At 71.1% G+C, this 22,994-nt stretch carries 13 protein-coding genes; 8 read left to right on the top strand and 5 right to left on the bottom strand.

The features are described from left to right. Window positions 1–32: 32 nt before the first annotated feature. Window positions 33–197, top strand: a complete 165-nt coding sequence (gene rpmG, locus ABIA33_RS08000) for a 50S ribosomal protein L33 (RefSeq protein ID WP_370078665.1) — start codon at window positions 33–35, stop codon at window positions 195–197. 31 nt (window positions 198–228) lie between these two features. Here rpmG and ABIA33_RS07995 read toward each other — a convergent pair whose 3' ends face one another. Then, window positions 229–1,425: a methyltransferase gene (locus tag ABIA33_RS07995; protein ID WP_370078663.1), complete on the bottom strand. Its 1,197-nt coding sequence runs from the start codon at window positions 1,423–1,425 to the stop codon at window positions 229–231. A gap of 233 nt (window positions 1,426–1,658) precedes the next feature. After that, window positions 1,659–2,780 (bottom strand): hypothetical protein, encoded by a 1,122-nt coding sequence (locus tag ABIA33_RS07990; RefSeq protein ID WP_370078661.1) that lies wholly within the window; start codon window positions 2,778–2,780, stop codon window positions 1,659–1,661. 128 nt (window positions 2,781–2,908) lie between these two features. Between ABIA33_RS07990 and ABIA33_RS07985 the strand changes: the two genes are divergently transcribed. Both ABIA33_RS07985 and ABIA33_RS07980 read left to right on the top strand, forming a co-directional pair. Beyond that, window positions 2,909–4,477 carry an MDR family MFS transporter gene (locus ABIA33_RS07985; RefSeq protein ID WP_370078659.1) on the top strand — a complete coding sequence of 523 codons (1,569 nt, stop codon included), beginning with the start codon at window positions 2,909–2,911 and terminating at the stop codon, window positions 4,475–4,477. Between the two features lie 13 nt (window positions 4,478–4,490). Beyond that, complete coding sequence (locus ABIA33_RS07980; protein ID WP_370078657.1) at window positions 4,491–5,384, top strand: MBL fold metallo-hydrolase; 894 nt, start codon at window positions 4,491–4,493, stop codon at window positions 5,382–5,384. An 18-nt stretch (window positions 5,385–5,402) separates the two neighbouring features. Here ABIA33_RS07980 and ABIA33_RS07975 read toward each other — a convergent pair whose 3' ends face one another. Next, window positions 5,403–6,413: an NADPH:quinone reductase gene (locus ABIA33_RS07975; protein ID WP_370078655.1), complete on the bottom strand. Its 1,011-nt coding sequence runs from the start codon at window positions 6,411–6,413 to the stop codon at window positions 5,403–5,405. 98 nt (window positions 6,414–6,511) lie between these two features. Here ABIA33_RS07975 and ABIA33_RS07970 point away from each other — a divergent pair, with 98 nt between their 5' ends. The 3 genes from ABIA33_RS07970 to ABIA33_RS07960 all read left to right on the top strand — a co-directional run bounded on the left by ABIA33_RS07970 (window position 6,512) and on the right by ABIA33_RS07960 (window position 9,664). Continuing rightward, window positions 6,512–6,883 carry an arsenate reductase family protein gene (locus tag ABIA33_RS07970; protein ID WP_370078653.1) on the top strand — a complete coding sequence of 124 codons (372 nt, stop codon included), beginning with the start codon at window positions 6,512–6,514 and terminating at the stop codon, window positions 6,881–6,883. Between the two features lie 194 nt (window positions 6,884–7,077). Continuing rightward, entirely contained in the window at window positions 7,078–7,692 is a 615-nt protein-coding gene (locus ABIA33_RS07965; RefSeq protein ID WP_370078651.1) for an acetate uptake transporter, read from the top strand. A gap of 280 nt (window positions 7,693–7,972) precedes the next feature. Then, window positions 7,973–9,664: a nitrate/nitrite transporter gene (locus ABIA33_RS07960; protein WP_370078649.1), complete on the top strand. Its 1,692-nt coding sequence runs from the start codon at window positions 7,973–7,975 to the stop codon at window positions 9,662–9,664. A gap of 149 nt (window positions 9,665–9,813) precedes the next feature. Here the strand turns inward: ABIA33_RS07960 and pulA are convergent, their stop codons facing one another. Then, the gene (pulA, locus tag ABIA33_RS07955; protein WP_370078647.1) at window positions 9,814–15,312 is read right to left on the bottom strand and encodes a pullulanase-type alpha-1,6-glucosidase; all 5,499 of its coding nucleotides are present in this window, start codon (window positions 15,310–15,312) and stop codon (window positions 9,814–9,816) included. 802 nt (window positions 15,313–16,114) lie between these two features. Here pulA and ABIA33_RS07950 point away from each other — a divergent pair. After that, window positions 16,115–18,625 carry a carbohydrate-binding module family 20 domain-containing protein gene (locus ABIA33_RS07950; RefSeq protein ID WP_370078645.1) on the top strand — a complete coding sequence of 837 codons (2,511 nt, stop codon included), beginning with the start codon at window positions 16,115–16,117 and terminating at the stop codon, window positions 18,623–18,625. Between the two features lie 175 nt (window positions 18,626–18,800). Next, entirely contained in the window at window positions 18,801–19,793 is a 993-nt protein-coding gene (locus ABIA33_RS07945) for a phosphatase PAP2 family protein (RefSeq protein WP_370078643.1), read from the top strand. A gap of 75 nt (window positions 19,794–19,868) precedes the next feature. On the opposite strand, the gene ABIA33_RS07940 is transcribed toward ABIA33_RS07945, so the two are convergent. Next, entirely contained in the window at window positions 19,869–22,943 is a 3,075-nt protein-coding gene (locus tag ABIA33_RS07940; protein WP_370078641.1) for a bifunctional [glutamine synthetase] adenylyltransferase/[glutamine synthetase]-adenylyl-L-tyrosine phosphorylase, read from the bottom strand. Window positions 22,944–22,994 lie beyond the last annotated feature (51 nt).

The following is a 22,994-nucleotide window of genomic DNA, read 5'->3' as shown; positions in this document are numbered from 1 at the left end:
ATCCCGTTCGAGCATTCCCCCTGGAGGTCCCCGTGGCCCGCAACGAACTGCGTCCGATCGTCACACTCCGGTCCACCGCGGACACCGGCTATACCTACGTCACCCGCAAGAACCGTCGGAACGACGCGGACCGGCTGACCCTGCGCAAGTACGACCCGCTCGCCCGCGCGCACGTGCTCTTCCGCGAGGAGCGCTGACCGGGCGCGAGACGAACGAGCGCGCCGGCGCTCAGCGCTTGACCGCGCGCAGGACGACGAACTTGGGGTTACTGGCGGCGACCTCGCAGGTGCCGAAGAGGCGGCGCAGCTTGAGGTGGTAGCCGAGGTGACGGTTGCCGATGACCCACAGCTCGCCGCCGGGGCGCAGCGCGGCACGTGAGTCTGCGAACATCCGCCAGGCCGTGGCGTCGGTGGTCGCCTGGTGGGTGTGGAACGGCGGGTTGTTCAGCACCAGGTCCACCGTCGCGGCGGGGACGCCGGAGAGGCCGTCACGCACCAGGAACTCCGCCGCAGCGGTCCGGCTACCGGCGTTGGCACGGAAGGTGGCTTCGGCCGAGGCCACCGCCTGGTAGGACTCGTCGACGAAGGTCAGCCCGGCCTCGGGGTTCGCCATTGCCGCGGCGGTACCGACCACACCGTTGCCACAGCCCAGGTCCACGACGCGCTGGGGGCCGCGGCGCTGCGGGAGGTGCTCGAGGAGGAACCTGGTGCCGATGTCGAGGCGTTCGGCGGAGAAGACTCCCGCGTGGTTGGTCACGGTCAGGCCGGCGAACGGGCCGACGTCGGCGGGCAGCGCGTAGGTACGCGGCCACGGACTGGGGACCCGGGCGAGCCCGGGGTCGGGCGAGCAGAAGACCAGCCGCGCCTTCCGCACTGCCAGGGAGGTGCGGGTCGGCCCGATGATCCGTTCGAACAGTTTCAAGGTCGAGGTATGGATCTCGGTGACCATGCCGGTGCCGATGACGACGGTGTCCTCGTGCACGCCCGGGGCGAGGCGGTGCAGCTGGTCCTCCAGCAGCGCGAGGCTCTTGGGTACGCGGATCAGCAGCACGTCGATCCGCTCCGGGGGCGGGTCCTGTGTGGACAGCAGACGTACCGCGTCGGCGCCGAGCCCGTTGCGTACCAGGTTCGCGCGCGTCGCCTGCTGGGCCAGGAAGGAGTCGGTGATCTGCACGAGGCCGCTATCGGAGCCCTGCTCGGAGCCCTGCTCGGGGTTCCGCGCGGCCAGTGCGGTGACCAGCGCGCCCCAGCGGTCGCCCACGACGACCACGGCCCCCGACAGGTCCACCGGGGCGGCGTCGTCGATTCCGTCGAGATGCCGCAGCAGATACTCGTCGGCCGCGTCCCAGGCGCGGAGAGTGTCGCGGGAGTCCTCGGGGAAGCGGGCGAGGTCGAGCTCGGCCCATGCTGTCGTCAAGCGGTTCATTGTGCTGCCAATCTAGCCGGGACTCCGCAGGCCGGGCGCGACGGCCAGTCGTTGAGGCGGTCCGGCTGGCCGAAGCGATCCAGCTCGGCGGCCCAGTCGCGGAGCCGCTCCGCGGGCGCAGCAGATGCCCGCCGGCGCCCGCCGCCGCGGGCCCGCAGGGCTTGGGGCGAGGGCGGTCCCCCGAGGGCGGTCCCCCGAGGTGATCGGGGGGCCGTCCTTCGTTCGTGGAGAGGTCAGTCGAGTCCGGCCAGGGTGCGCAGTTGGGCGGTTTCGGTGTCGTCGGCGCCGAGGGCGGCCGCGGTGGGGAGGAGGTCGGCGACGTCCATCGGGCGGCCCCACTGGCGCAGGAACTCGGCGTAGGCGAGGAGGGCCTGCAGGTCGCCGGCCTCGACGCCGCTGCGGTAGCACTCCTCGGCGGTGCGGCGGTCCTTGCGGTCCTCGTAGATCAGGGCCATGTTCAGCCAGGCGTTGGCCTCGCCCTCCGCCGCCGCGGCCTCGTACTCCTTGATCGCCTCGTCGAGGCGCCCACGGTCGGAGAGGAACAGCGCGTAGTCGAAGTGGGCGCCCGGCTCCTGCTCCTGGAGGGCCGTCAGGAACTCGCCCTCGGCAGAGGTCCTCTCGTCGGCGGTCCCGTGCTCGGCGCAGAAGTTGGCCCAGGCGAGCCGCGCGCCCTCGATCTCCTCGTCCAGCGCCTCGGTGAGATGCCGCCGGGCCGCGTCGAACTGGCCGAGCTGCTGCTCGGCCTCGGCCATCGGCACCAGCACGGAGCGCACCCCCGCCTCGAGACCGCGCTGCAGCCAGGGCATCGCCCGCTCGGGCTCCTCCCCCTCCAGGTACATCCGGCCGAGGTTGCCCAGCGCCATCGGGTCTCCGCGCTCGACGGCCAGCAGCAGCACCTCCTCGGCCTCCACCAGGCGCTCCGGGTCGTCACTCAGGAACACGCCGAAGTCGTTCAAGGCCCCGGCCGCCGCCGCGTCGATGGCCCGCCGGTACCAGACCTCCGCCTGCTCGCGGTCGTCGAGCTCGTCGGCGAGGACGGCCGCCGTCCACAGGGTCACCTCGCGCCCCCGGCCGTGGGCGGCCTGCAGCGCCTCCAGGGCCCCTTCCGGCTCCTCGATCTCGACCAGCAGCGCGGCCAGCGCCTCGTACGCGGTGACCACGCCTGCGTCGGCCGTCGCCTGCAGGATCTCCAGCGCGGCGTCGACGTCGCCCCAGTCCTCGACCAGGTCGAGGAGCTTCTCGGCCACCTCGTCGTGCCTGCTGTCCCACGCCCGCGCGTACAACTCCAGTGCTGCGGCGTGGCGGCCGCGGGCCGCCTCATCGTCCGCGCGCTGCACAAGAACCTGATCGGGCATGGTGGTTTCCTTCCTCGGAGCTGACCCCGCCAGTATCCCCACCCGCGGGCGCTCCCCGCTCATCAGGCCGGTGGGCCGGTGTGGCAGGGTGACGGTGCGGGGCGGACGGACGGCGCGGAGGGTGACGGATGACGGACGGCGGCAGGCACCGGTGCGATCAGGACGCGGCGGAGGAACCCGGCGTCCCTGACGGTGCACCGCCCGCCGCGGTGACCGGGAAGCGGCGGCTGGTGGTCGCCGCACTGATGCTCGCGATGTCGCTCGCCGCCATGGACTCCTCGATCGTCTCCACCGCCGTTCCGCAGATCGTCGGCGACCTCGGCGGCTTCAGCTACTTCGCCTGGATGTTCTCGGGCTACCTGCTCACCGTCACCGTCACCCTGCCCGTCTACGGGAAGCTCGCCGACTCGCTCGGCCGCAAGCCGGTGCTGCTGATCGGCTGCACCATCTTCCTGATCGGCTCGCTGCTGTGCGCCACCGCCTGGAACATGCCCAGCCTGATCGCCTTCCGGCTGGTGCAGGGGCTCGGCGGCGGCGCGATCCAGGGGACGGTGCAGACCATCGCCGCCGACCTCTACAAGCTGAAGGAACGGGGCAGGATCCAGGCCGCGATGTCCACGGTGTGGGCGGTCTCGGCCGTCGCCGGGCCCGCCGTCGGCGGCGTCCTGGCCTCGTACGCCGGGTGGCGCTGGATCTTCCTGGTGAACCTGCCGATCGGCCTGGTCGCGCTGCTCCTGGTGCTGCGCCACCTGCACGAGAACGTCGACACCGCGCGCAGCCGGATCGACTGGGCCGGGGCGCTGGGGCTGTTCGCGTCCGCGGGGCTGCTGCTGTTCGCCCTGGTCCAGGGCGGGGTGGCGTGGAGCTGGCTGTCGCCGCCCAGCCTCGCCCTGTTCGCGGCGAGTGCCGCGGGCACGGTGCTGACCGTGTGGATCGAGCGGCGCGCCGCCGAGCCGATCATCCCCGGCTGGGTGTGGCGCCGCCGGGTCATCGCGGGGGTCAATCTGGCACTCGGGTTCCTCGGCGTCCTCATGATCGCGCCGATGGTCTTCCTGCCGATGTACGCGCAGTCGGTCCTCGGTCTGGCCCCGGTCGCGGCCGGGTTCGTACTGTCCGTGATGACCCTCAGCTGGCCACTGTCGGCCGCCCTGTCCGGGCGGGTCTACCTGCGCATCGGCTTCCGCGACACCGCCGTGATCGGCGCGGTCAGCGGCACGGTGATCCTGCTGGCATTCACCCTGCTGCCCTACCGGGGCCCGGCCTGGCAGCCCGCACTGGTGATGCTGCTGCTCGGCGCGGGGCTCGGCCTGTTCCAGTTGCCGCTGATCGTCGGAGTGCAGTCCAGCGTGCCGTGGCACGAGCGGGGCACGGCGACGGCGTCGATCCTGTTCTGCCGTCAGGTCGGCCAGAGCGTCGGCGGGGTGCTGTTCGCTGTGGTCGCCAACTCCACCCTGGCGTCACGGCTGAAGGACGCGCCCGCAGCCCTCCACGGCGGACTGCCCACCAGCCTGGACCAGGTCTCCAACGCCCTGCTCGGCCACGGCCGGCTCACCGCCGCCGCCACCGACTACCTGCGGCACGCCGTCTCGGCCGCGGTGGACCACGTCTACCTGGGCGCGGCGGGCGCCGCGGCAGTGGCCACGGTCATCCTGATCACCGTCACCCCGCGCCGCTTTCCGCTGGCCGAGGGCAGCTGAGACAATCCGAGGCATGGATCAGACATGGCGCGAGGTCGCCGACCGGGTGTTCCAACGCCGGTACCAGCCCTGCGACGTCACCGTGAGCGTGGTCGTCGGCGCGGACGGTCTGGCGGTCGTCGACACCCGGTGCAGCCTCGCCGAAGGACGCGAACTCCGTGAGCACCTGCGGCAGCTGTCACCGGCTCCGGTCCGCTGGGTGGTCAACACCCACTGGCATTTTGACCACCTGTGGGGCAACGCCGAGTTCGCCGCGCCCCGGCAGCGGCCGCCTGCCGAGTTCTGGGGCCACCGAAACGTCCCGGCGGCACTGGCCGGCCCCCTCAACGCGGAGCTGAAGCAGCAGCTCGCCGCCCAGGGCGACCGCTGGACCGCGGCGCTCGCCGAGCTGGAGGAGGTCGCCCCGGACCACCTGGTGTCAGCCGCGCACACCCTCGACCTGGGCGACCGGGCCATCGAACTGCGGCACGTCGGACGCGGCCACACCGACGGCGACCTACTGATCCACATCCCCGACGCGGACGCTCTGCTCGCGGGAGACCTGGTCGAGGAGTCGGGAGCGCCCGGCTTCGGCCCCGACTCCTATCCCCTGGACTGGGCGGCCACGCTGGACGCGCTGCTCGCCGGGATCGGCCCCGACACCGTGGTCGTCCCCGGGCACGGTGCGCCGGTCGGGCCGCGCTTCGTGCGCGAGCAGCGGGCCGCCGTCGCGGGCATCGCCGAGCAGCTCACCGCCCTGCACAAGGCGGGCGTGCCCGCCGCCGAGGCGTCGGCGGCGGGCGAATGGCCGTATCCGGCCGAGCAGTTGCGGTGCGCCGCCGAGCGCGCCTACGCCCAGCTCGACGGCGAACTCGACGACGCGCTCGACCTCGCGCTCGGCGGCGCGCTCGACGACCCGCGCCACTGAACCCGCGGTCGGGCCGGGTCAGGCCGTGACGTCGACCAGCACCTTGCCGACGATAGCGCCCTGCACCGCGTCGTGCGCCTCGGCCGTGCGCTCCAGCGGGTAGCGGTGCCAGGGCAGCCCCGCCTCCTCGCCCGCGCGCAGCGCGCCGTCCGCGACGGCGGCGCTGATCGCGGCGACGGCGTCCAGCTTCGCCTCGGCCGGGATGGTGTAGATGAGCACGCCCAGCCAGCGCAGGTTGCGGACCATCAACTCCCGTACCGGCAGCGTCACCTCGGGCCCGTCGCCGTCGGCGTAGAACGCCACGGTGCCACCGGGCTTGAGCACGGCCAGGTCCAGCGTCGCGTTGGCCCCGGGGGCGACCTCCACGACCAGGTCCACCCCGTCCGGGGCGACGGCGCGGATCGCCTTGGCGGCGTCCTCGGCGCGGTAGTCGACGACGTGGTGCGCACCGGCTGCCGTCGCCAACCCGGCCTTCGCCGGGCCGCTCACGGTGCTGACCACGACCGCTCCGGCCCACCGGGCCAGTTGGATCGCGGCGTTGCCCACGGCGCCGGCGCCGCCGGCGACCAGGACCGTTCGGCCCGCGAGCGCGCCGGGGGCCAGCTGTCGGGGGCCGTCCGCACCCAGCGTCAGTGCGCGGTGCGCGGTCATCGCTGGGATGCCGAGGCCGGCGCCGAGCTCGAAGGAGGCATGGTCGGGCAGTGGCACGGCCTGGTGCTGCGGCAGGACCAGGTACTCCTGCGCGGTGCCGTCGGCCCGCTGCCAGGCCGCCTCCCAGATCCACACCCGCTGGCCCACCCGGTCCGCCGGGACGCCCTGGCCCACCGCGTCCACGACGCCCGAGCCATCCTGGTTCGGCACCTGCTCCCGCGCCGGATCGGTGCCACTGCGCGACTTCCAGTCGGTCGGGTTCACCCCGGACACGCGGACCGCGACCCGCACCTCGCCGGGCCCCGGCTCGGGGACGGGGCGCTCGCTGAGCGTGAGGACGTCGGAAGCACCGCTCTTCGTGTACGTGATTGCCTTCATGCCTGACGACAAGTCGACCGGTCCGCGCTTTGTTCCTGGCGGAGACTGTTCCTGTTCAGAGGTTCGGAGGCCGGAACCGCACTGCGTAGTCTGGGCCCATGGAGATCTGGATCAACCCCCGCTGCAGCAAGTGCCGGACCGCGCTCGGCGCGCTGGACGGGGCCGGGGCGACGTACACGGTGCGCCGCTACCTGGAGGACCCGCCGAGCGCCGAGGAATTGGTGGCGGTGCTGGGGCGGCTCGGACTGGAGCCATGGGACATCACCCGGCTGGACGAGCCGGTGGCCAAGGAGCTGGGCCTGGCGGACCAGGAGGCCTGGCCGAGGGAGGAGCAGGCCAGGGGGCGCTGGATCGCCGCCCTTGCCGAGCACCCGGTGCTGATCCAGCGGCCCATCATCACCGCCGAGGACGGACACGCGGTGGTCGCCCGCACGCCGGAGGCGCTGCGTTCGGTCCTGCCCTCGAAGTAGCTCGGTGCCGACCGGCTGGGCCGGTGGCCGTGTGCGGACAATTCAGGGGTTCCCGGTAGGCGCTGAATCTGTTGAGCAGTCACATACTGGTGGGTGTCAGCTTCTTGTGCCTGCCTCGGGTCAGTCCGTCCGGCGGAGAGCACCGGCCCCGGCGAGCGTCCGTGTGCGTGCACTCGTCGGAAGGGGCAAGTTCCGTGTCCAACGCTGAGCCGCAGCCAAGAACCACACCCGTACACGCGATCGCCGACCCGGCCCCGCTGGGCCTCGCCGGGTTCGCCATGACCACCCTCGTCCTCAGTTGCTTCAACGCCGGTTTCCTCGACAAGACCGCCGAGGGCGTCGTACTCCCGCTCGCGCTGTTCTACGGCGGGCTCGGGCAACTCCTCGCCGGAATGTGGGAGTTCCGCCGGGGCAACACCTTCGGTGCTACCGCGTTCAGCTCCTTCGGCGCGTTCTGGCTGGCCTACTACGTCCTGGTCAAGGACATCGCGCCGACCCTGGCCGCATCCGCCGACGCGCACGCGGCCCTCGGCCTGTTCCTGCTGGCCTGGGGCATCTTCACCGCCTACATGGCGGTGGCGGCAGTGCGGGTGAGCGGGGCGGTGCTCGGCGTCTTCGTCGCGCTGACCCTGACCTTCGTCGTGCTCGCGATCGGCGAGTTCGCCAAGAACGACTCCATCACCAAGGTCGGCGGCTGGTTGGGGCTGGTGACGGCGGCACTGGCCTGGTATGCGTCCTTCGCGGGCGTCGTCAGCTCGACATTCGGCCGGGCGGTGCTGCCGACCTGGCCCGCCAAGCCGGCCGCATAGGGCCGGACCGGCCCAGATCTTCAGCACCTTCCTAGCGCACCGAGCTAGCGCACCGAGCCCACCTGCGGCGGCCCCGGGACCTCCCGGGGCCGCCGATCGATCCGGTCCAGAAGCTCCCGTCCAGGTCCCGTCCGAAAGATCCCGCGAACTTACCCCGTGCAGATGTCTAGTCCGTACCGACTGGTCGGTACTAGCCTCCGTTCACGCCCTCGCCGCCGGGCTCCCCCGCCGGCGCGACCGCGCGCCGCCCCCCATCCATACCGGTGCCCCGAGGAGCAGCATGACCACCACCCCGTTCACCGCCGACACCCCCGCCTCCAGACCCGCACCCAGCCCCTTCGCCCGGCTGTGGAAGCGCGACCTGGACCACTACCCCGACACCGGCCGCCGCTACACCTACCTGGCGATCGTGGTGCTGACCACGATCGTTCTGTACTACGCCCTCTACATCCAGTACGCCGTCGCCACCTCGATCATCACCCACTTCCACATGACCTACCGCTACTTCATCTGGGTGTCCGTGATCGGCAACGCCGTCGGCGCCTTCGCCTCGCTGGTGGCGGGTCTGGCCGACCGCTGGGGCCGCGCCAACATGGTCGTGTACGGGTTGCTGATCACCGGCCTGCTGGTCTTCTTCGGGCTGCCCAACGCCTCCGGCAAGCTCAGCTACCTGGTGCTGTTCTCGCTGGTCGGCTTTGTCGAGGGCATCGTCCTGGTGGCCACACCGGCGCTGATCCGGGACTTCTCACCACAGCTCGGCCGGGCCACGGCCATGGGCTACTGGACCATGGGCCCGGTGCTGGGCAGCCTGGTCGTCACCACCGTCACCAGCAACACCCTCAACTCGTCGACCTGGCAGGACGAGCTGCGCTACGCGGGCATCTCGGCGCTGATCGTCTTCGTGGTCGCGCTGGCCGGGCTGCGCGAGCTGTCGCCCCGGATCCGGGACCAGATCATGGTGAGCCTGCGGGACCGGGTGCTGGTGGAGGCCCGCGCGAAGGGCCTCAATCTGGCGGAGGTCCAGGGCGGCAACCACTGGCGGCAGATGATGCGCCTGGACGTGGTCGGCTCGGCCTTCGCGATCAGCATCTTCCTGCTGCTGTACTTCGCCGCCGTCGGCAACTTCGTGGTGTACTTCGCCACCACCTTCGGCTACTCCGAGCAGCGGGTGAACGCCCTCGCCAACTGGTACTGGGCGGCGAACGCGATCGCCCTGGTCGTCGCCGGGCTGCTGTCGGACCGCTTGCGGGTGCGCAAGCCGTTCATGATCGCGGGCGGGGTCGGCAGCATCGTGGTGACGCTGCTGTTCGCGCTGCGCGCGACCCAGCCGACGACCGGCTACTACACCTTCGCCTGGCTCTTCATCGGCATCGGCGTGCTGACCGGCTTCACCTACGCGCCGTGGATGGCGAGCTTCACCGAGACCGTGGAGAAGCACAACCCGGCCGCGACGGCCACCGGCCTGGCGGTGTGGGGCTGGATCATCCGGATCGTGGTCGCGGTGTCCGCGGCGTTCGTCCCGGTCGTGGTCACCTCGGCGACGCCGCTGGTCGAGCACGGCACGCAGGTGGCGGTCGCGCAGGCAGAGGCCGGCCCCGCGCTGGCGATCATCAACGCGCACCCGCAGCTGTTCGCGGAGCTGGCCAAGTACCCGCCGACGGCGATCCCCCCGGCGCTGCAGGGTCAGGCCGTGCAGGAGGTCGGCGTCCCGAATCTGATGATCGTTCAGAAGGCGCAGCCGCAGCTGGCCGTGCTCAACCAGTTCGGACCACAGGTGCAGAAGGCGGCGGCGAGCAATCCGAAGAACTGGCGGACCTGGTGGTTCGTCTGCATCGCCGGGCAGTTGCTGTTCCTGCCGTTCGTCTTCGTGATGGCGGGCCGGTGGAGCCCGAAGAAGGCGCGTGAGGACGCCGAGGAGCACCAGCGGCTGGTCGACCTGGAGATGGCGGCACTCTCCGCCGGCGAGGCCTGACCTCCCCAGATCCGTCGCCCGTCCGTGTCGCCGGTCCCCATGCCTGGCGACGCGGGCGGGCGGCGCCCCGTTCCGCGCATGTGCGCGCCGACCTCGCGGGTTGCGAGGTCGGCGCGCACATCATTCAGATCGAGGTGCGGAGAGGGGACTCACTGCTGGACGAAGACCGCGACGGTCCTCGCGGGGATGGTGAACGTTCCCGTGGCGGGGTCGAAGGCGGACTGCTTGACGACCGGATCGGCGCCGGTGGCCTGCGCCGGGTGCAGCCGCTGCGTGGTGCCGAGCAGGGAGGTCAGGGTCTGCTGCTGGGTGGTGGGGGTGGCGTTGAAGACGACGGTGAGGGACGTGTAGGTCTGCAGGCCGGTGCCGTCGAGGTGAAGGGTGATCACGCCCGGGGTCTCGCCGGCGGTGCCGGAGAGCGGGAAGGTCAGGCGCTGCTGCACCTCTGCTGCCGTGGCCAGCGAGAACAAAGGACTTGACTGCTTGATCTGCAGGAACTCCTGGTACTGGGCCGAGGCCGCCGTCTCCGCCGCGCAGCCCGGTACCAACGCCGGGTTGGCGAGCAGCGGTTGGGCGAAGGTCCAGGCGGACTGGTTCGACCCCGCCATGGGCAGGCCGTGGCCGAAGCCGTTGCCCGCGGCGCAGTTCCACTGGATCGCGTTGAACCAGTCACCGCTGTCGTAGGAGTTGCCGTCCAACGACTTGGAGCGCAGCAGGTCGCTGCCCGCCACGGCGAAGCCGGGGCCCTGGGACAGAGCGGTGGTGGCCAGCGCGAGGGACTGCATTCTGGCCCGGTCGGCCATCGAGGTGCCGGTGGGTAGCTTGTAGACCAGGGCGTCGTAGAGGTCGAGGTTGTCGTGGGCGTCGACGTAGGTGATGGCCTCGCCGGGGGCCGCGGTGTAGCCGGTCGGGGAGCCGTTGTAGTCGACCTCGGAGCCCTTCACGGTCTTGCCGGAGCTGTCGGTGAAGGAGTACGCGGCGAGGTTGCCGGTGAGGCCGACCTTGATCTGGTCCATGGAGTGGAGCAGGGTCGCCTTCTGCTGCGCCGCAGTGCCGTTGACGGCGGCGCCGTTGGGGTCGGTGAACAGCCCGGAGCCGAAGCCCTGGATGCGGGGGTCGCTGTCGAAGGGGCCGCCGCCGCGCACCGCGTCGCGCTGGCGGTCGTTGAAGGTGGCGATGCCGGTGCCGGCCATGTTGGCCTGGGTGGCCTGGACGAAGCGGGCGTTGTTGGCGACGACGCCGAAGTTCCAGCCCTCGCCGTAGAGGAACTCGTCACGACCGGTCTTCTTCAGGGAGGACTGGACGTCGAGCATGGTCTGCTTGGGGTCCAGGCCCATCAGGTCGAAGCGGAATCCGTCGACGTGGTACTGGGTGGCCCAGGTACGGGTGGAGTCCACGACCAGCTTGTCCATCATGGCGTGCTCGGGCGCCGTGTCGGCGCAGCAGCTGTCGGTGGTGACGGCGCCGGTGGCGGAGAGCCGCTGGTAGTAGCCGGGGACGATCTGGTCGAGCACCGAAGTGGCGGCTTCGCCGGAGGCGGCGGTGTGGTTGTAGACGACGTCCATGACCACCCGCAGTCCGATGCTGTGCAGCGCGGCGACCATCTGCCGGAACTGCTCGGTGCGGGCCGCGCCGTCGGTCGAGGTCGCGTAGGAGCCCTCGGGGACGGTGAAGTGGTACGGGTCGTAGCCCCAGTTGTAGGCGTCGGTGGCCTGGGTCTTGGCGATGCACGCCTGTTGCTGCTGCGAGTCGGGCGCGAACGAGGCGAGGTCGCAACCGGGGGTGGACTGCTCGGACTTGGCCTCGGGAACGGAGGAGAAGTCGAAGGTCGGCAGCAGGTGGACGGTGGTGACGCCGGACTTGGCCAGAGCGGCGAGGTGCTTCATGCCGTCCGAGCTGAGGTCGGTGAACGCCAGGTAGGTGCCCCGGTCGGCGGCCGGAACGGTGGTGTCGGCGACGGAGAAGTCGCGGACGTGCAGTTCCTGGATCTCCTGCCGGGTGGAGCCGATCGCCTTGGGCGAGCGGTCACCGTTCCATCCGGCGGGTGCGAGCGAGGGGTCGGCGAGGTCGACGATCTGGCTGCGCTTGGAGTCGGTGGACAGCGCGAGCGAGTAGGGGTCGGTGACGTGGTTGGTGACGAACTTCTGGACGGAGGGGGCCCAGACGGTGACCTGGTAGAGGTAGTACTTGTTCTTCCAGGAGCCGTCGCCGGTCACGGACCAGATGCCGGTGCGGTCGTCGCGGTGCATGGCCACCAGGTGCGGGGTGGCGGCGCTGGAGGTGTCGTAGAGTTCCAGGCTGACGTTCTGCGCGGTGGGTGCCCAGACGGAGAGGGTCGTCTTCTTGTCCGAGACCACCGGGCCGAGTTGGGCGTGGGCGGCCTTGGTCCCGTACACCGCGTCGAGGGCGCCGGGGATCTGCACGCCGCTGGCGGCGAGCAGCGCGCCGTTGGCCTCACGCTCCGTGATCACGGTCTGGGCACGCAGTGCGGCCGTGATCCGCTTGGTGTCGCGGGGGTCGACGGTGAAGGCCGTGTAGCCCTTGAGCTCGGGGTGGGCGGCGAGTTGGGCGGCGGTCAGGCCGGTGCCGACGGGCAGCAGGCGGAGCCAGTAGCCGGGGTCGGAGAGGTCGCCGTCCTTGATAGTGAGTGTGCTGGTGGGTGAGTAGACGAGCTCGGCGGAGGAGCCGGTCGGCAGGTTCTGGCCGAAGCCCCAGGTGGCGGGGACGGCGACGGTGGTCGCGTCGATCCACTGGGCCTTGGACTGGGTCAGGTCCAGGTCGGCGGCGGAGGCGGTGGACTGCGGCAGGATGTAGCCGGGGGTTCCGTCGGTGATCCAGACCTCGCGGCCGTTGACGGCGAAGTTCAGCTCCTGGTTGTCCGGCAGGTCCTTGGTGTCGCCGTTGTGGATGATGTAGTCGAGGACGTTGGCCCCCGACGCGAGCGGCACGGTGAAGACGTCACCGAAGGCGTCGGTGCCGGAGGGCTGCAGCGGGCTGGTCCAGCTGGTGGGGTTGGCCGCGCCGGTCCAGTCGTGCAAGCCCCAGCCGGTGTAGTTCCCGTCGGTGCGGTGGTAGTGGATGATCGCCGTGTTCGCGGGGACCGGCGGAGTGGTGCCGGGATCGCTGGTGTAGGTGGTGGCGTCACCGGAGTTGACCCACACCTCGCCGGTCGCGGAGAGGTTGATGGAGCGGTCGGCGGCGCCGTCCTTGGTGCCGTTGTTCTCCACGATGAAGCCGACGGTGGACGCGCCGGGCTTCAGCTTGACGTAGGCGAAGGCGCCGAAGGCGTCACGGCCGATGAAGGGATGCCCGGCGGGCCAGGTCGTGCCCTCGCCGTCGGCGATGTCGCCCCACGCGTACAGGTTCCAGTTGCTGTAGTCGCCGTCGGCGCGGTGGTAGTGGACGACGGCGTACGTACGGGAGGAGGCGGTGGGCTTGACCACCGGTGCGGGGGTGCCGACGGTGGTGTCACCGGTCGTGTCGGCGAGCCGGCCGGCGCTGTCCTGGACCACGGCCTTGTAGCGGACGGCCGTGCCGGGCGTGACGCCGGCCAGGTTCTCGGTGACCTGGTAGGGCGCGTGGTCGGCGGTGCCGAGGGTCTGCCACTTCCCGTTGCCGACCGCTGCGGCGAAGGTGACGCGGTCGAAGCCGCTGCCGGGGACGGTCGCCGCGACGGTCGCGGTGCCGGTCGCGCCCGCGGCGGGTGCGGTGAGCGTGATCGCCGGGCCGGTCGCGGGCTTGGTCAGCTTCGCGGTGGCCTTGTAGACGACGGCGGACTGCGCCGGGACGGTGATCGCCAGCTTGCTGTCGCTGCCCGTGGTCGCGGCGTCGATCGCGCCGCCGTAGATCGGGTCGAAGGTCATCCCGGCCGAGTAGGTGGGGACGCTGACGCTCTGCGGTGTCGTCGCGTTGTTCACCGCGACCAGGTACTCGACCTGCTGCTTGGCGTCGATCCGGGAGAAGGCGTAGACGCCGGGGCCGTCGGCGGCGTACCGCTCGACCTGGGCGCCGTCCTCCAGCGCGGGGTTGGCCTTGCGCAGTTCGGCGAGGGTGGAGATGGTCGAGTACAGCGGAGTGCTGGTGCCGTAGCGGTCGGCGGAGCCGCTGCTGCCGCCGATGACGGTGCCGGTGTTGTACTCGTCGACCTTGGAGGCGAACATGTCCTGCCGGGCCGACTTGTCGCCGCCGGTGCCGGTGAAGCCCTGCTCGTCGCCGTAGTAGACGACCGGCTGACCACGGGTCAGGAACTGCAGCTGCTGGGCGAGCTGGTCCTTCTTCAGCAACTGGGCGTTGCTGTCACTGGGGTTGGCCGACTGCAGGAAGTAGCCGATGCGGCCCATGTCGTGGTTGCCGAGGAAGGTCGGCAGCTCGTAGGCGTTGGTGTCGGCGGTCGTGTACTTGTAGTCGTTCGCGTAGAGCGAGGACAGGGCCTTGGCGGAACCGCCGCTCGCCGCGTAGGTCTGCGCCGCCGCCTGGAACGGGAAGTCCAGCGTGGCCTGGAGCTTGCCCTGGGTGACGTACGAGGAGGTGGTGGAGGTGTCACTGTCGTAGACCTCGCCGAACATGAAGAACTTCTTGTTCCCGTGGTCGGCGGCATACTGCTTGAGCGCGGGGGCCCACTGCTGCCAGAAGGCCATGTTGACGTTCTTGACGGTGTCGATGCGGAAGCCGTCGACGCCGGTGTTCTTCACCCAGTCCTCGTAGACCTTCTCGAAGCCCTGGACCACGCGCGGGTCCTGGGTGTCGAGGTCGTCCAGACCGGAGAAGTCGCCTTCGGTACCGGACTCGCCGGTGAAGGTGGAGTTCCCCCGGTTGTGGTACAGCGTCGGGTCGTTGAGCCAGGAGGGGGTGCGTGCCGTGGCGTCGGTGGCCGAGTTGTAGATCGGGGTGTAGGGGAAGGAGTCCTTGGTCAGCTCGGGGTAGACGGACGTCCCGTTGGCGGCGTTGGCGTTCGCTATGGCGGTGGTGTCGACCGGCCGGCCGTTGGCGTCGAGGGTGGGGTACGCGCCGGTGGAGCGGTAGTCGTAGGTCTTCTGCGCATAGTCGATGACGTCGGCGGTGTGGTTGGTGATGACGTCGAAGAAGACCTTCATGCCCATCGCATGGGCCTGGTCGATCAGTTGCTTGAGCTGGGCGTTGGTACCGAAGTGCGGGTCGACCTGGGTGAAGTCGGTGATCCAGTAACCGTGGTAGCCGGCCGAGGCGTTGGCCCCGGTGCCCTGAACGGGTTTGTTCTTGAAGATCGGCGCCATCCAGATAGCAGTGGTGCCCAGCTTCTTGATGTAGTCGAGCTTGCCGATCAGGCCCTTGAGGTCGCCGCCGTGGTAGAAGCCCTTGTCGGTCGGATCGAGGCCGTTGTCCATCCGGGTGCCGGTGATGCCGCCGGTGTCGTTGGAGGTGTCGCCGTTGGCGAAGCGGTCCGGCAGGACGAAGTAGTACTGCTCGCGGGTGAGGTCGTGCCGGTCCGGGGTCGCCGCGAGCGAGGCGTCGGAGGGCGCGGCAGGCAGTGGCGCGGCGTTGGTGGCCTTGGCGGGGGTGGCATCGCTGGTGACGCCCTGCGCTGCGGCGGTCGGCGCGGCGGCGGCGAGCGCCGGCGCGAGTAGTGCGGCTGTAGCGATCAGGCTGCCGAGTCTGGCTCTTCTGGCCACGCGGGCTCTCCCTTGAGCGATTTCAGCGGTACGGGCGGTACGGGTGGGTACGAGCAGGTACGGGTGTGCGCGGGTGCAGGCGGACAAGGTGCAGGCGGCGACTAGCGAGGACCGTAGTGGTCGCAAGATGTTTCAGCAAGATGCAGAAAAAGTTTCCACATGCCTCTTGACGCACTCTCAGCTCGGAGAGCAATGTCATGGCCACGCGCCGGGCTCCAATGAGGGGGAGAACGGCGAGAAGGGCAGGTGCCCGCCGGCACACCACGCGGCCCGGCGGGCGCACGGCCCGGGGCCCCACCCGCACCAGCCGCCCGCTCCGCGCCACCCGCCCGGCTCCCACCACCTGCGCCACCTGCTCGGTTCGTGCCACCTGTTCCGATCCCTCAGTTCCCACCACCTGTTCCGCCCCTCGGTTGGTGCCACCTGTTCGGCCAGCTCGGTTCGTGCCACCTGTTCGGCGAGAGCCACCTGCGCCACCCGCAACTCCCGTTCCGCCTGTTCGGCCGGCTCCGCCCGCGCCACCTGCTCGGTTCGCGCCACCTGCGCCACCTGCCCGGTCCGTGCCACCCGCTTCTCCCCGCCCGGATCGCACCACCTGTTCGGCCAGCGCCACCTGCGCCACCCGTTCGGCCAGCGCCACCGGCGCCACCCGCGCCACCCGTTCCGCCTGTTCGGCCGGCTCCGCCCGCGCCGCCTGCCGGGGATCGCACCGAACCGCCCCGCCACACCCACCCCGGCGCACCCGTCGCGCGCGCCCTCCCCCGCCCACGGGCCGCCGCCTCCCCACCCTGGAGACCTCCGCATGCACAGAATCCTGGAGCGGGCTGCCGTTCCACCGCAGCCCCCGCACCGTCCCGCCCGCAGACCCACCGGTCTGCGCTCCCTGATCGCCTCCGGCGCGCTCCTCGCCGCCGGCATCGTCCCACTCACCCTGGCCGCCACCGCCGGGACCGCGCACGCGGCGATGAACAGCGGCGATGTGATCGCAAACATGTTCATGTGGAACTGGAACTCCGTGGGCGCCGAGTGCACCAACGTCCTCGGCCCGGACGGCTACGGCGGCGTGCAGGTGTCCCCGCCGCAGGACTCGGTCAGCATTACCGGCCACCCCTGGTGGGAGGTGTACCAGCCCACCGACTACAACCTCAGCAGCCGGATGGGCAGCGAAGCGCAGTTCCAGACCATGGTGTCGACCTGTCGCGCCGCAGGTGTGAAGGTCTACGTCGACACCGTCATCAACCACATGACCGGACAGGGCAGCACCTCCTACGGCGGTACCAGCTTCACGAAGTTCAACTACCCTGGGGTGTACACCAGTTCCAACTTCCACTACTACCCCGCGAACTGCCCCGAGTCGGACAACCAGATCCACGACTGGAACAGCTACACCGAGGTCACCCAGTGCGAGCTGCTCCAGCTCTCGGACCTGGCGACCGAGCAGGACAGCGTCCGCAGCACCATCGCCGGGTACCTCAACAAGCTGCTCTCGTACGGCGTCTCCGGCTTCCGGGTCGACGCGGCCAAGCACGTCGGCCAGACCGATCTGAGTGCGATCGAGGGCAAGCTCAACAAGACCGTCGACGGAGCCGCGCCCTACTTCGCCTTGGAGGTCTACCCCGGCAGCAGCGGCCAGTTGGCTCCCGCTGCCTTCGAGAGCCAGGGCAACCTTCTCGGCTTCGACTACGCCTACGCCGTCAAGAACGACTTCAACGGCAGCATCTCCAACCTGAACAGCCTCACCTCGGGCCTGCTCGGCAGCAGCAACGAGGAGGTGTTCGTGGAGAACCACGACACCGAACGCGACGGCTCGACCCTGAACTACAAGTCCGGGGCGATCAACACCCTCGCCACCGAGTTCGAGCTCGCCTACGGCTACGGCACCCCGCAGGTCTTCTCCGGCTACGACTTCACCGGCCACGACGACTCGCCGCCGGCCGACTCCTCGGGCATGGTCACCAACACCACCTGCGGCAGCGGCTGGGAGTGCACCGACCGGATCACCGGCGTTGCCAACATGGTCGGTTGGCACAACGCCGTGGCCGGCGGAGCGGTGGCCAACTGGTACTCCGACGGATCCAACCTGATCGCCTTCAGCCGTGGCGGCAAGGGCTGGATCGCCCTCAACAACGAGAACTCGGTCCAGACCAGGACCTTCGCCACCGGGCTGCCCGCGGGAACGTACTGCGACCTGATCCACAGCAGCACCACCGCCGGGACCTGCACCGGCGCGGCGATCGTGGTCGACTCCAGCGGTAACGCGACGGTGTCGGTCCCGGCGAAGGACTCGGTGGCGCTGGACGTGGCCGCGGTGTCCGGGCCAAGCCCGTCCGGCAGCGCGAGCGCCAGCGCGTCGTCCTCGGCGTCGGCGTCGCCGTCGGCCAGCGCCAGCGCCTCGCCGAGCAGTTCCAGCACCGGCAGCTCCGGAGCGACCGAGACTTTCACCGTCTCCGGCGCCCCGACCGGCGCCCCGCTCTACCTGGTCGGCTCCATCGGCGCCCTGGGCAGCTGGGCCCCCGCCTCGGCCGCCCCGATGACCCAGTCCGGCTCCAACTGGACCGTCACGGTCGGCGGCCTGCCAACGAGTACCACGGTCCAGTACAAGTACATCGCCAAGGACTCCAACGGCAACGTCACCTGGGAACCTGGCTCCAACATGAGCCTGACCACGCCGTCCAGCGGCTCCGCCTCGGTCAGCGACACCTGGACCGGGTCCAGCTCGACCGTGACCGCGACCTTCAACGGCACCGCGACCACCTGGTACGGGCAGAACGTCTACGTTGTCGGTTCCATCCCCGCCCTGGGCAGTTGGAACGCCGCGAGCGCCGTGGCCCTCTCCTCCACGAACTACCCGGTGTGGAGCGGAAGCACCACCCTGCCGCCCAACACCACATTCCAGTACAAGTACATCAAGAAGGACCCGAACGGCGCGATCGAGTGGGAATCGGGCGCCAACCGCACTGCCAGTACCGGCTCCTCGGGCACCGCGACCTACACCGACAGCTGGAACGGGACCGCGTCGTCCATCGAGAACGTGACCTTCAACGAGTACCGCACCACCGTGGTGGGACAGAACGTCTACCTGGTCGGCGACATCAGCGCCCTGGGCGGCTGGAACGCGAGCAACGCGATCCTGCTGTCGTCCTCGGGGTACCCCACATGGAGCAAGACCCTGCAGCTCCCGCCGGGCCAGTCGTTCCAGTACAAGTTCGTCATCAAGGACAGCAGCGGCACCGTCACCTGGGAGAGCGGAGCCAACCGCACCTTCACCACCGGAACCAGCGGCACCGACACCATCTCTGACACCTGGCAGTAGGATCGCGAGCACGCTCGGAGCCGCCGCCCCGGATCGGGCGGCGGCTCCCTCTGGTGTGCCCGCCTGCCGCGCGAAGCACCTGCCTCGGTGCGGCGCCAGGCCGGGCCGTAGGACTTCAGAGGGATATCGGGTAGCGAATCCCCAACCAGAGGGTGATCAGGTCCCGGGAGGCCGCATGGCAGACTACTGCTCCATGGGGGAACCACAGCGGGACCATGACGGCGGCAGCACCACCGCCGCAGCGGTGCGCCCGTCCGGTTCCGTCGCCCCCGACGGAGCCGCGCGCACCGCGCCCCGCCGTGGCCTGTTGCTCCGCGGCTGGCAGCGCTGCTGGCACCCTCTGCGCGGGCACTTCCGCTCCCCCGGCCGTCCCCGACTGTGGTTCGAGCTGATGCTGATCGCGGTCAGCTACTGGATCTACTCGATGGTGCGCAACGCCGTCCCGGAGATGAAGACGGGGGCGGAGCGCAACGCGCACGACGTCTGGCACCTGGAGCAGTTCCTCGGCATCGCGTACGAGAAGGTGATCAACCATGACCTCGACTCGGTCACCTGGCTGATCACCGGGATGAACTACTACTACGCGACGCTGCACTTCATCATGACCATCGGCGTCCTGGTGTGGCTGTTCCGCCGCCAGCCGGGGCGCTACGCGTCCGCGCGGCTGTCCCTGTTCGTGACCACGTCCATCGCGCTGTTCGGCTACTACTTCTACCCGCTGGCGCCACCGCGCCTGATGGACGGCGGGGGGTTCGTCGACACCGTCGAGAAGCACCACACCTGGGGTTCGATGGCCTCCGGTGACATGGCGAACGTGTCCAACCAGTTCGCCGCCATGCCGTCGATGCACATCGGCTGGTCCCTGTGGTGCGGCCTGACCATCGCCTTCCTGGCCCGCAGGCGCTGGGTGCGGGTGCTCGGGCTGCTGTACCCGTTGAGCACACTGGTGGTGATCGTCGCCAGTGCGAACCACTTCTTCATGGACGCGGTGGCCGGCGCGCTCTGTACCGGCGCGGGCCTGGTGGTGTCCAGGCTGGTGTACGGCCGCTGGGTGTACGCCTTCCCCCGCGACAGCGAGACCCGGCCCTCGCTGACCACCCCCGACGAGGGCCTCGCGGACCCCGGCGCACGCGCCCCCGAGCGCGCCAGGGTCGCGGCCTCCCGCTAGGTCTCCCGCTGGCGCCGGCGCTCGGCACGCTGTGTTCCCCCGGCACGCTTTGCCCTCGGCGCGGCAGCCCTCGGCTCAGCCGTAGAACATGTCCTCGACCACCGCGCGGGCCCGCCGGGCGCGGCGCCGGTAGTCGTCCACCATCTCCCCCGCGTGCCCGGCCCCGTAGCCGAGGTAGCGGGCGACCCCCGCCAGCTCGTGCGGGTCGCCGGGGAAGCTGTCCCCGGCCCGGCCGCGCACCAGCATCACGGCGTTGCGGACCCGCCCCGCCTGCACCCAGGCGGTGTCCAGAGCCTCAGCCTGCTCCGCCGCGAGCACACCTGCGGCAACTGCGGCGGCCAGCGCCGCGCGGGTACGGGTGGTGCGCAGCCCCGGCTCCCGGTGCCCGTGCTGGAGCTGGAGCAGCTGCACCGTCCACTCGACGTCGGCGAGTCCGCCGGGGCCGAGCTTGGTGTGCGTGGTGGGGTCGGCGCCGCGCGGCAGCCGTTCCGTCTCGATCCGGGCCTTGATCCTGCGGATCTCCCTGAGCTCGGTGTCGCTGACCCCCGAGGCGGGGTAGCGGAGCGGGTCGATCAGCTCCACGAAGGCCGCGCCGAGCGCCGCGTCGCCCGCGACGGGGTCGGCACGGAGCAGCGCCTGGCTCTCCCAGGTCCGCGACCAGCGCCGGTAGTAGGCGGCGTACGAGGCCAGCGTGCGGACCAGGGGGCCCTGCCGGCCCTCGGGGCGCAGGTCGGCGTCGACCACCAGCGGGGGCTCGGTGGAGGGCAACTGGAGCAGGCGGCGGACCTCCTCGAAGACCTGCCGGGCGGTGTTGCTGGCCTTGGTCTCGTCCGCGCCGGGCAGTGGGTCGTGGACGAACATGACGTCGGCGTCGCTGCCGTAGCCCAGCTCGCCGCCGCCGAAGCGGCCCATGGCGATGATCGCGAGACGGGTCGGCAGCGGTTCCCCGAGCGACTCCTCGACCGCCGCCGTACAGGCCCTGAGCGCCCCGACGAGGGTGGCGGCGGTGAGGTCGGTGAGGGCACGGCCGCTGGCCGCGAGACTCTCGCCCGACGCGTCACCCAGACGGCCCAACACGTCGACGGCGGTGGTCCGGAACAGCTCCCGGCGACGCACCGAGCGGGCCGCGGCGACGGCCGCAGGGGCGTCCACGGCGCGACCCACGGCCGACTGTATCTCCCGGTCGAGGGCCTGCCGGGTGCGGGGCTGCAGCCCGTCGCTGTCGCCGAGCAGCGCGACCGCCTCGGGGGCGCGCAGCAGCAGGTCCGGCGCGAGCCGTCCGGAGGAGAGGATCCGCGCGAGGTTCTCCGCGGTGGCGCCCTCGTCCCTCAGCAGCCGCAGGTACCAGGGCGTGGAACCGAGGCTGTCGGAGACCTTGCGGAAGTTCAGCAGCCCGGCGTCGGGGTCGGCGGAGTCGGCGAACCAGCCCAGCATCACCGGCAGCAGCGTGCGTTGCAGGGCGGCCCGGCGGCTCACCCCCGAGGCCAGGGACTGGAGGTGGCGCAGGGCGTCGGCGGGGGCGCGGTAGCCGAGGGCGGCGAGGCGGGCGCGGGCGGCGGGAGCGGTGAGGCCCTGCCGCTGGGGGTCGCTGCTCTCCAGCGCACTCGTCAGGTCCGCCTCCTCCGCGCCGAGTCGTGCGACGGCGTCCAGCAGCGGGCGGTAGAACAGCTTCTCGTGCAGCCGCCTCACCTCACGGCCGTGCCGCCGCCATTCCTTGCGCAGCTCGTTAACAGGATCCGCGCGCATGCCGAGCGAGCGGCCGAGGCGGCGCAGGTCGTCCTCGCCCTTGGGGACGAGGTGGGTGCGGCGCAGCTGGTAGAGCTGGATGCGGTGTTCCATGGCGCGCAGGAACCGGTACGCGGAGTCGAGCGCGGCGGCGTCGGCGCGGCCGACGTAGCCGCCGGCGGAGAGGTCCGCGAGGGCGGTGAGCGTGGTCGGGCTGTGCAGGGTCGGATCGGCGCGGCCGTGGACCAGTTGCAGCAGTTGCACCGAGAACTCGACGTCGCGCAGCCCGCCGGGGCCGAGCTTGAGTTCGCGCTCGACCTCGGCGGCAGGGATGGCGTCGATCACGCGGCGGCGCATCTGCTGGACGTCGGGGACGAAGTTCTCTCGTTCCGCCGCGTGCCACACCAGCGGGGTGACCGCATCGAGGTACGCCTGGCCGAGCTCGGCGTCCCCCGCGACCGGACGGGCCTTCAGCAGGGCCTGGAACTCCCAGGTCTTGGCCCAGCGCTGGTAGTAGGCGAGGTGGCTGGCGAGGGTCCTGACCAGGGGTCCGTTCTTGCCCTCGGGGCGAAGGTTGGCGTCGACGGGCCAGATGGTGCCCTCGCGGGTGGTGTCGGAGCACAGCCGCATCAGCCGGGCGGCGAGCCGGGTCGCAGCCTGGACGGCATTGCCGTCCGCGACGCCCTCGCGGGGCTCGGCGACGAAGACGACGTCCACGTCGGAGACGTAGTTCAGCTCGTGGCCGCCGCACTTGCCCATGGCGACGACGGCGAGGCGGCAGGCCGCGGCGGCGGCCGGGTCCTCCTCGGCGGCGATGTCGAAGGCGGCCTGGAGGGTGGCGCCGGCGAGGTCGGCGAGCTCGGCGGCGGTCTGGCCGATCTGGGTGGTGCCGGTGAGATCGCGGGCGGCTATGCCCAGTAGGCAGCGGCGGTAGCCGGTGCGCAGGGCGTCGGCGCGGGGCATCCCGGAGTGGACTTCCCAGATATGCGCGTAGAGCGTGCGCAGGAACTCCTCCGGCCCCGGGTGGATGTCGCGGAGCTCGAAGGTGACCAGGGCGTGCCAGTCCCGGGGGTGCCGGGCGAGGTGGTCGCCCAGCGCGGCGCTCGCGCCGAGGACGCCGAGCAGCCGGTCGCGCAGGGGCTTGGCGGTGGTGAGGGTGTCCAGCAGGGTGCGGCGCTCGGCCGGTGCGCACGCCTCGGCGAGCCGGGCCAGGCCCTGCAGGGCGAGGTCCGGGTCGGCGGTCGCGGCCAGGGCGTCGAGCAGAACGGTGTCACTGGCGTGCGGGGCGAGCGCGGGCTCCCGGAAGCGGCGCACCGCTGCTTCGGGGTCGGTGAACCCGCGCCGCGCCAGGCGCGCGGCGGGATTGCTGCGGCGGGCACTCCTGTGCTCGCCGTCGACCGGGCCACCGGCACCGTCCAGAGCCATCGCCCCTCCGAGCAGTCGAGATCCAGTCTGCGGGCTGCAGTACCAGTGCGA

This window comes from Streptacidiphilus sp. MAP12-16, from assembly GCF_041262165.1.
Lineage (GTDB): Bacteria > Actinomycetota > Actinomycetes > Streptomycetales > Streptomycetaceae > Streptacidiphilus.
This window is presented reverse-complemented; position numbering and strand designations above follow the sequence as displayed.

Bases quoted from the DNA above. Each gene is read 5' to 3' on its own strand.
- ABIA33_RS07985 (WP_370078659.1), top strand. From the start codon at position 2,909: ATGACGGACGGCGGCAGGCACCGGTGCGATCAGGACGCGGCGGAGGAA.
- ABIA33_RS07975 (WP_370078655.1), bottom strand. From the start codon at position 6,413: ATGAAGGCAATCACGTACACGAAGAGCGGTGCTTCCGACGTCCTCACG.
- ABIA33_RS07945 (WP_370078643.1), top strand. From the start codon at position 18,801: ATGGCAGACTACTGCTCCATGGGGGAACCACAGCGGGACCATGACGGC.
- ABIA33_RS07990 (WP_370078661.1), bottom strand. From the start codon at position 2,780: ATGCCCGATCAGGTTCTTGTGCAGCGCGCGGACGATGAGGCGGCCCGC.
- ABIA33_RS07980 (WP_370078657.1), top strand. From the start codon at position 4,491: ATGGATCAGACATGGCGCGAGGTCGCCGACCGGGTGTTCCAACGCCGG.
- ABIA33_RS07995 (WP_370078663.1), bottom strand. From the start codon at position 1,425: ATGAACCGCTTGACGACAGCATGGGCCGAGCTCGACCTCGCCCGCTTC.
- ABIA33_RS07960 (WP_370078649.1), top strand. From the start codon at position 7,973: ATGACCACCACCCCGTTCACCGCCGACACCCCCGCCTCCAGACCCGCA.
- ABIA33_RS07970 (WP_370078653.1), top strand. From the start codon at position 6,512: ATGGAGATCTGGATCAACCCCCGCTGCAGCAAGTGCCGGACCGCGCTC.
- ABIA33_RS07950 (WP_370078645.1), top strand. From the start codon at position 16,115: ATGCACAGAATCCTGGAGCGGGCTGCCGTTCCACCGCAGCCCCCGCAC.
- ABIA33_RS07940 (WP_370078641.1), bottom strand. From the start codon at position 22,943: ATGGCTCTGGACGGTGCCGGTGGCCCGGTCGACGGCGAGCACAGGAGT.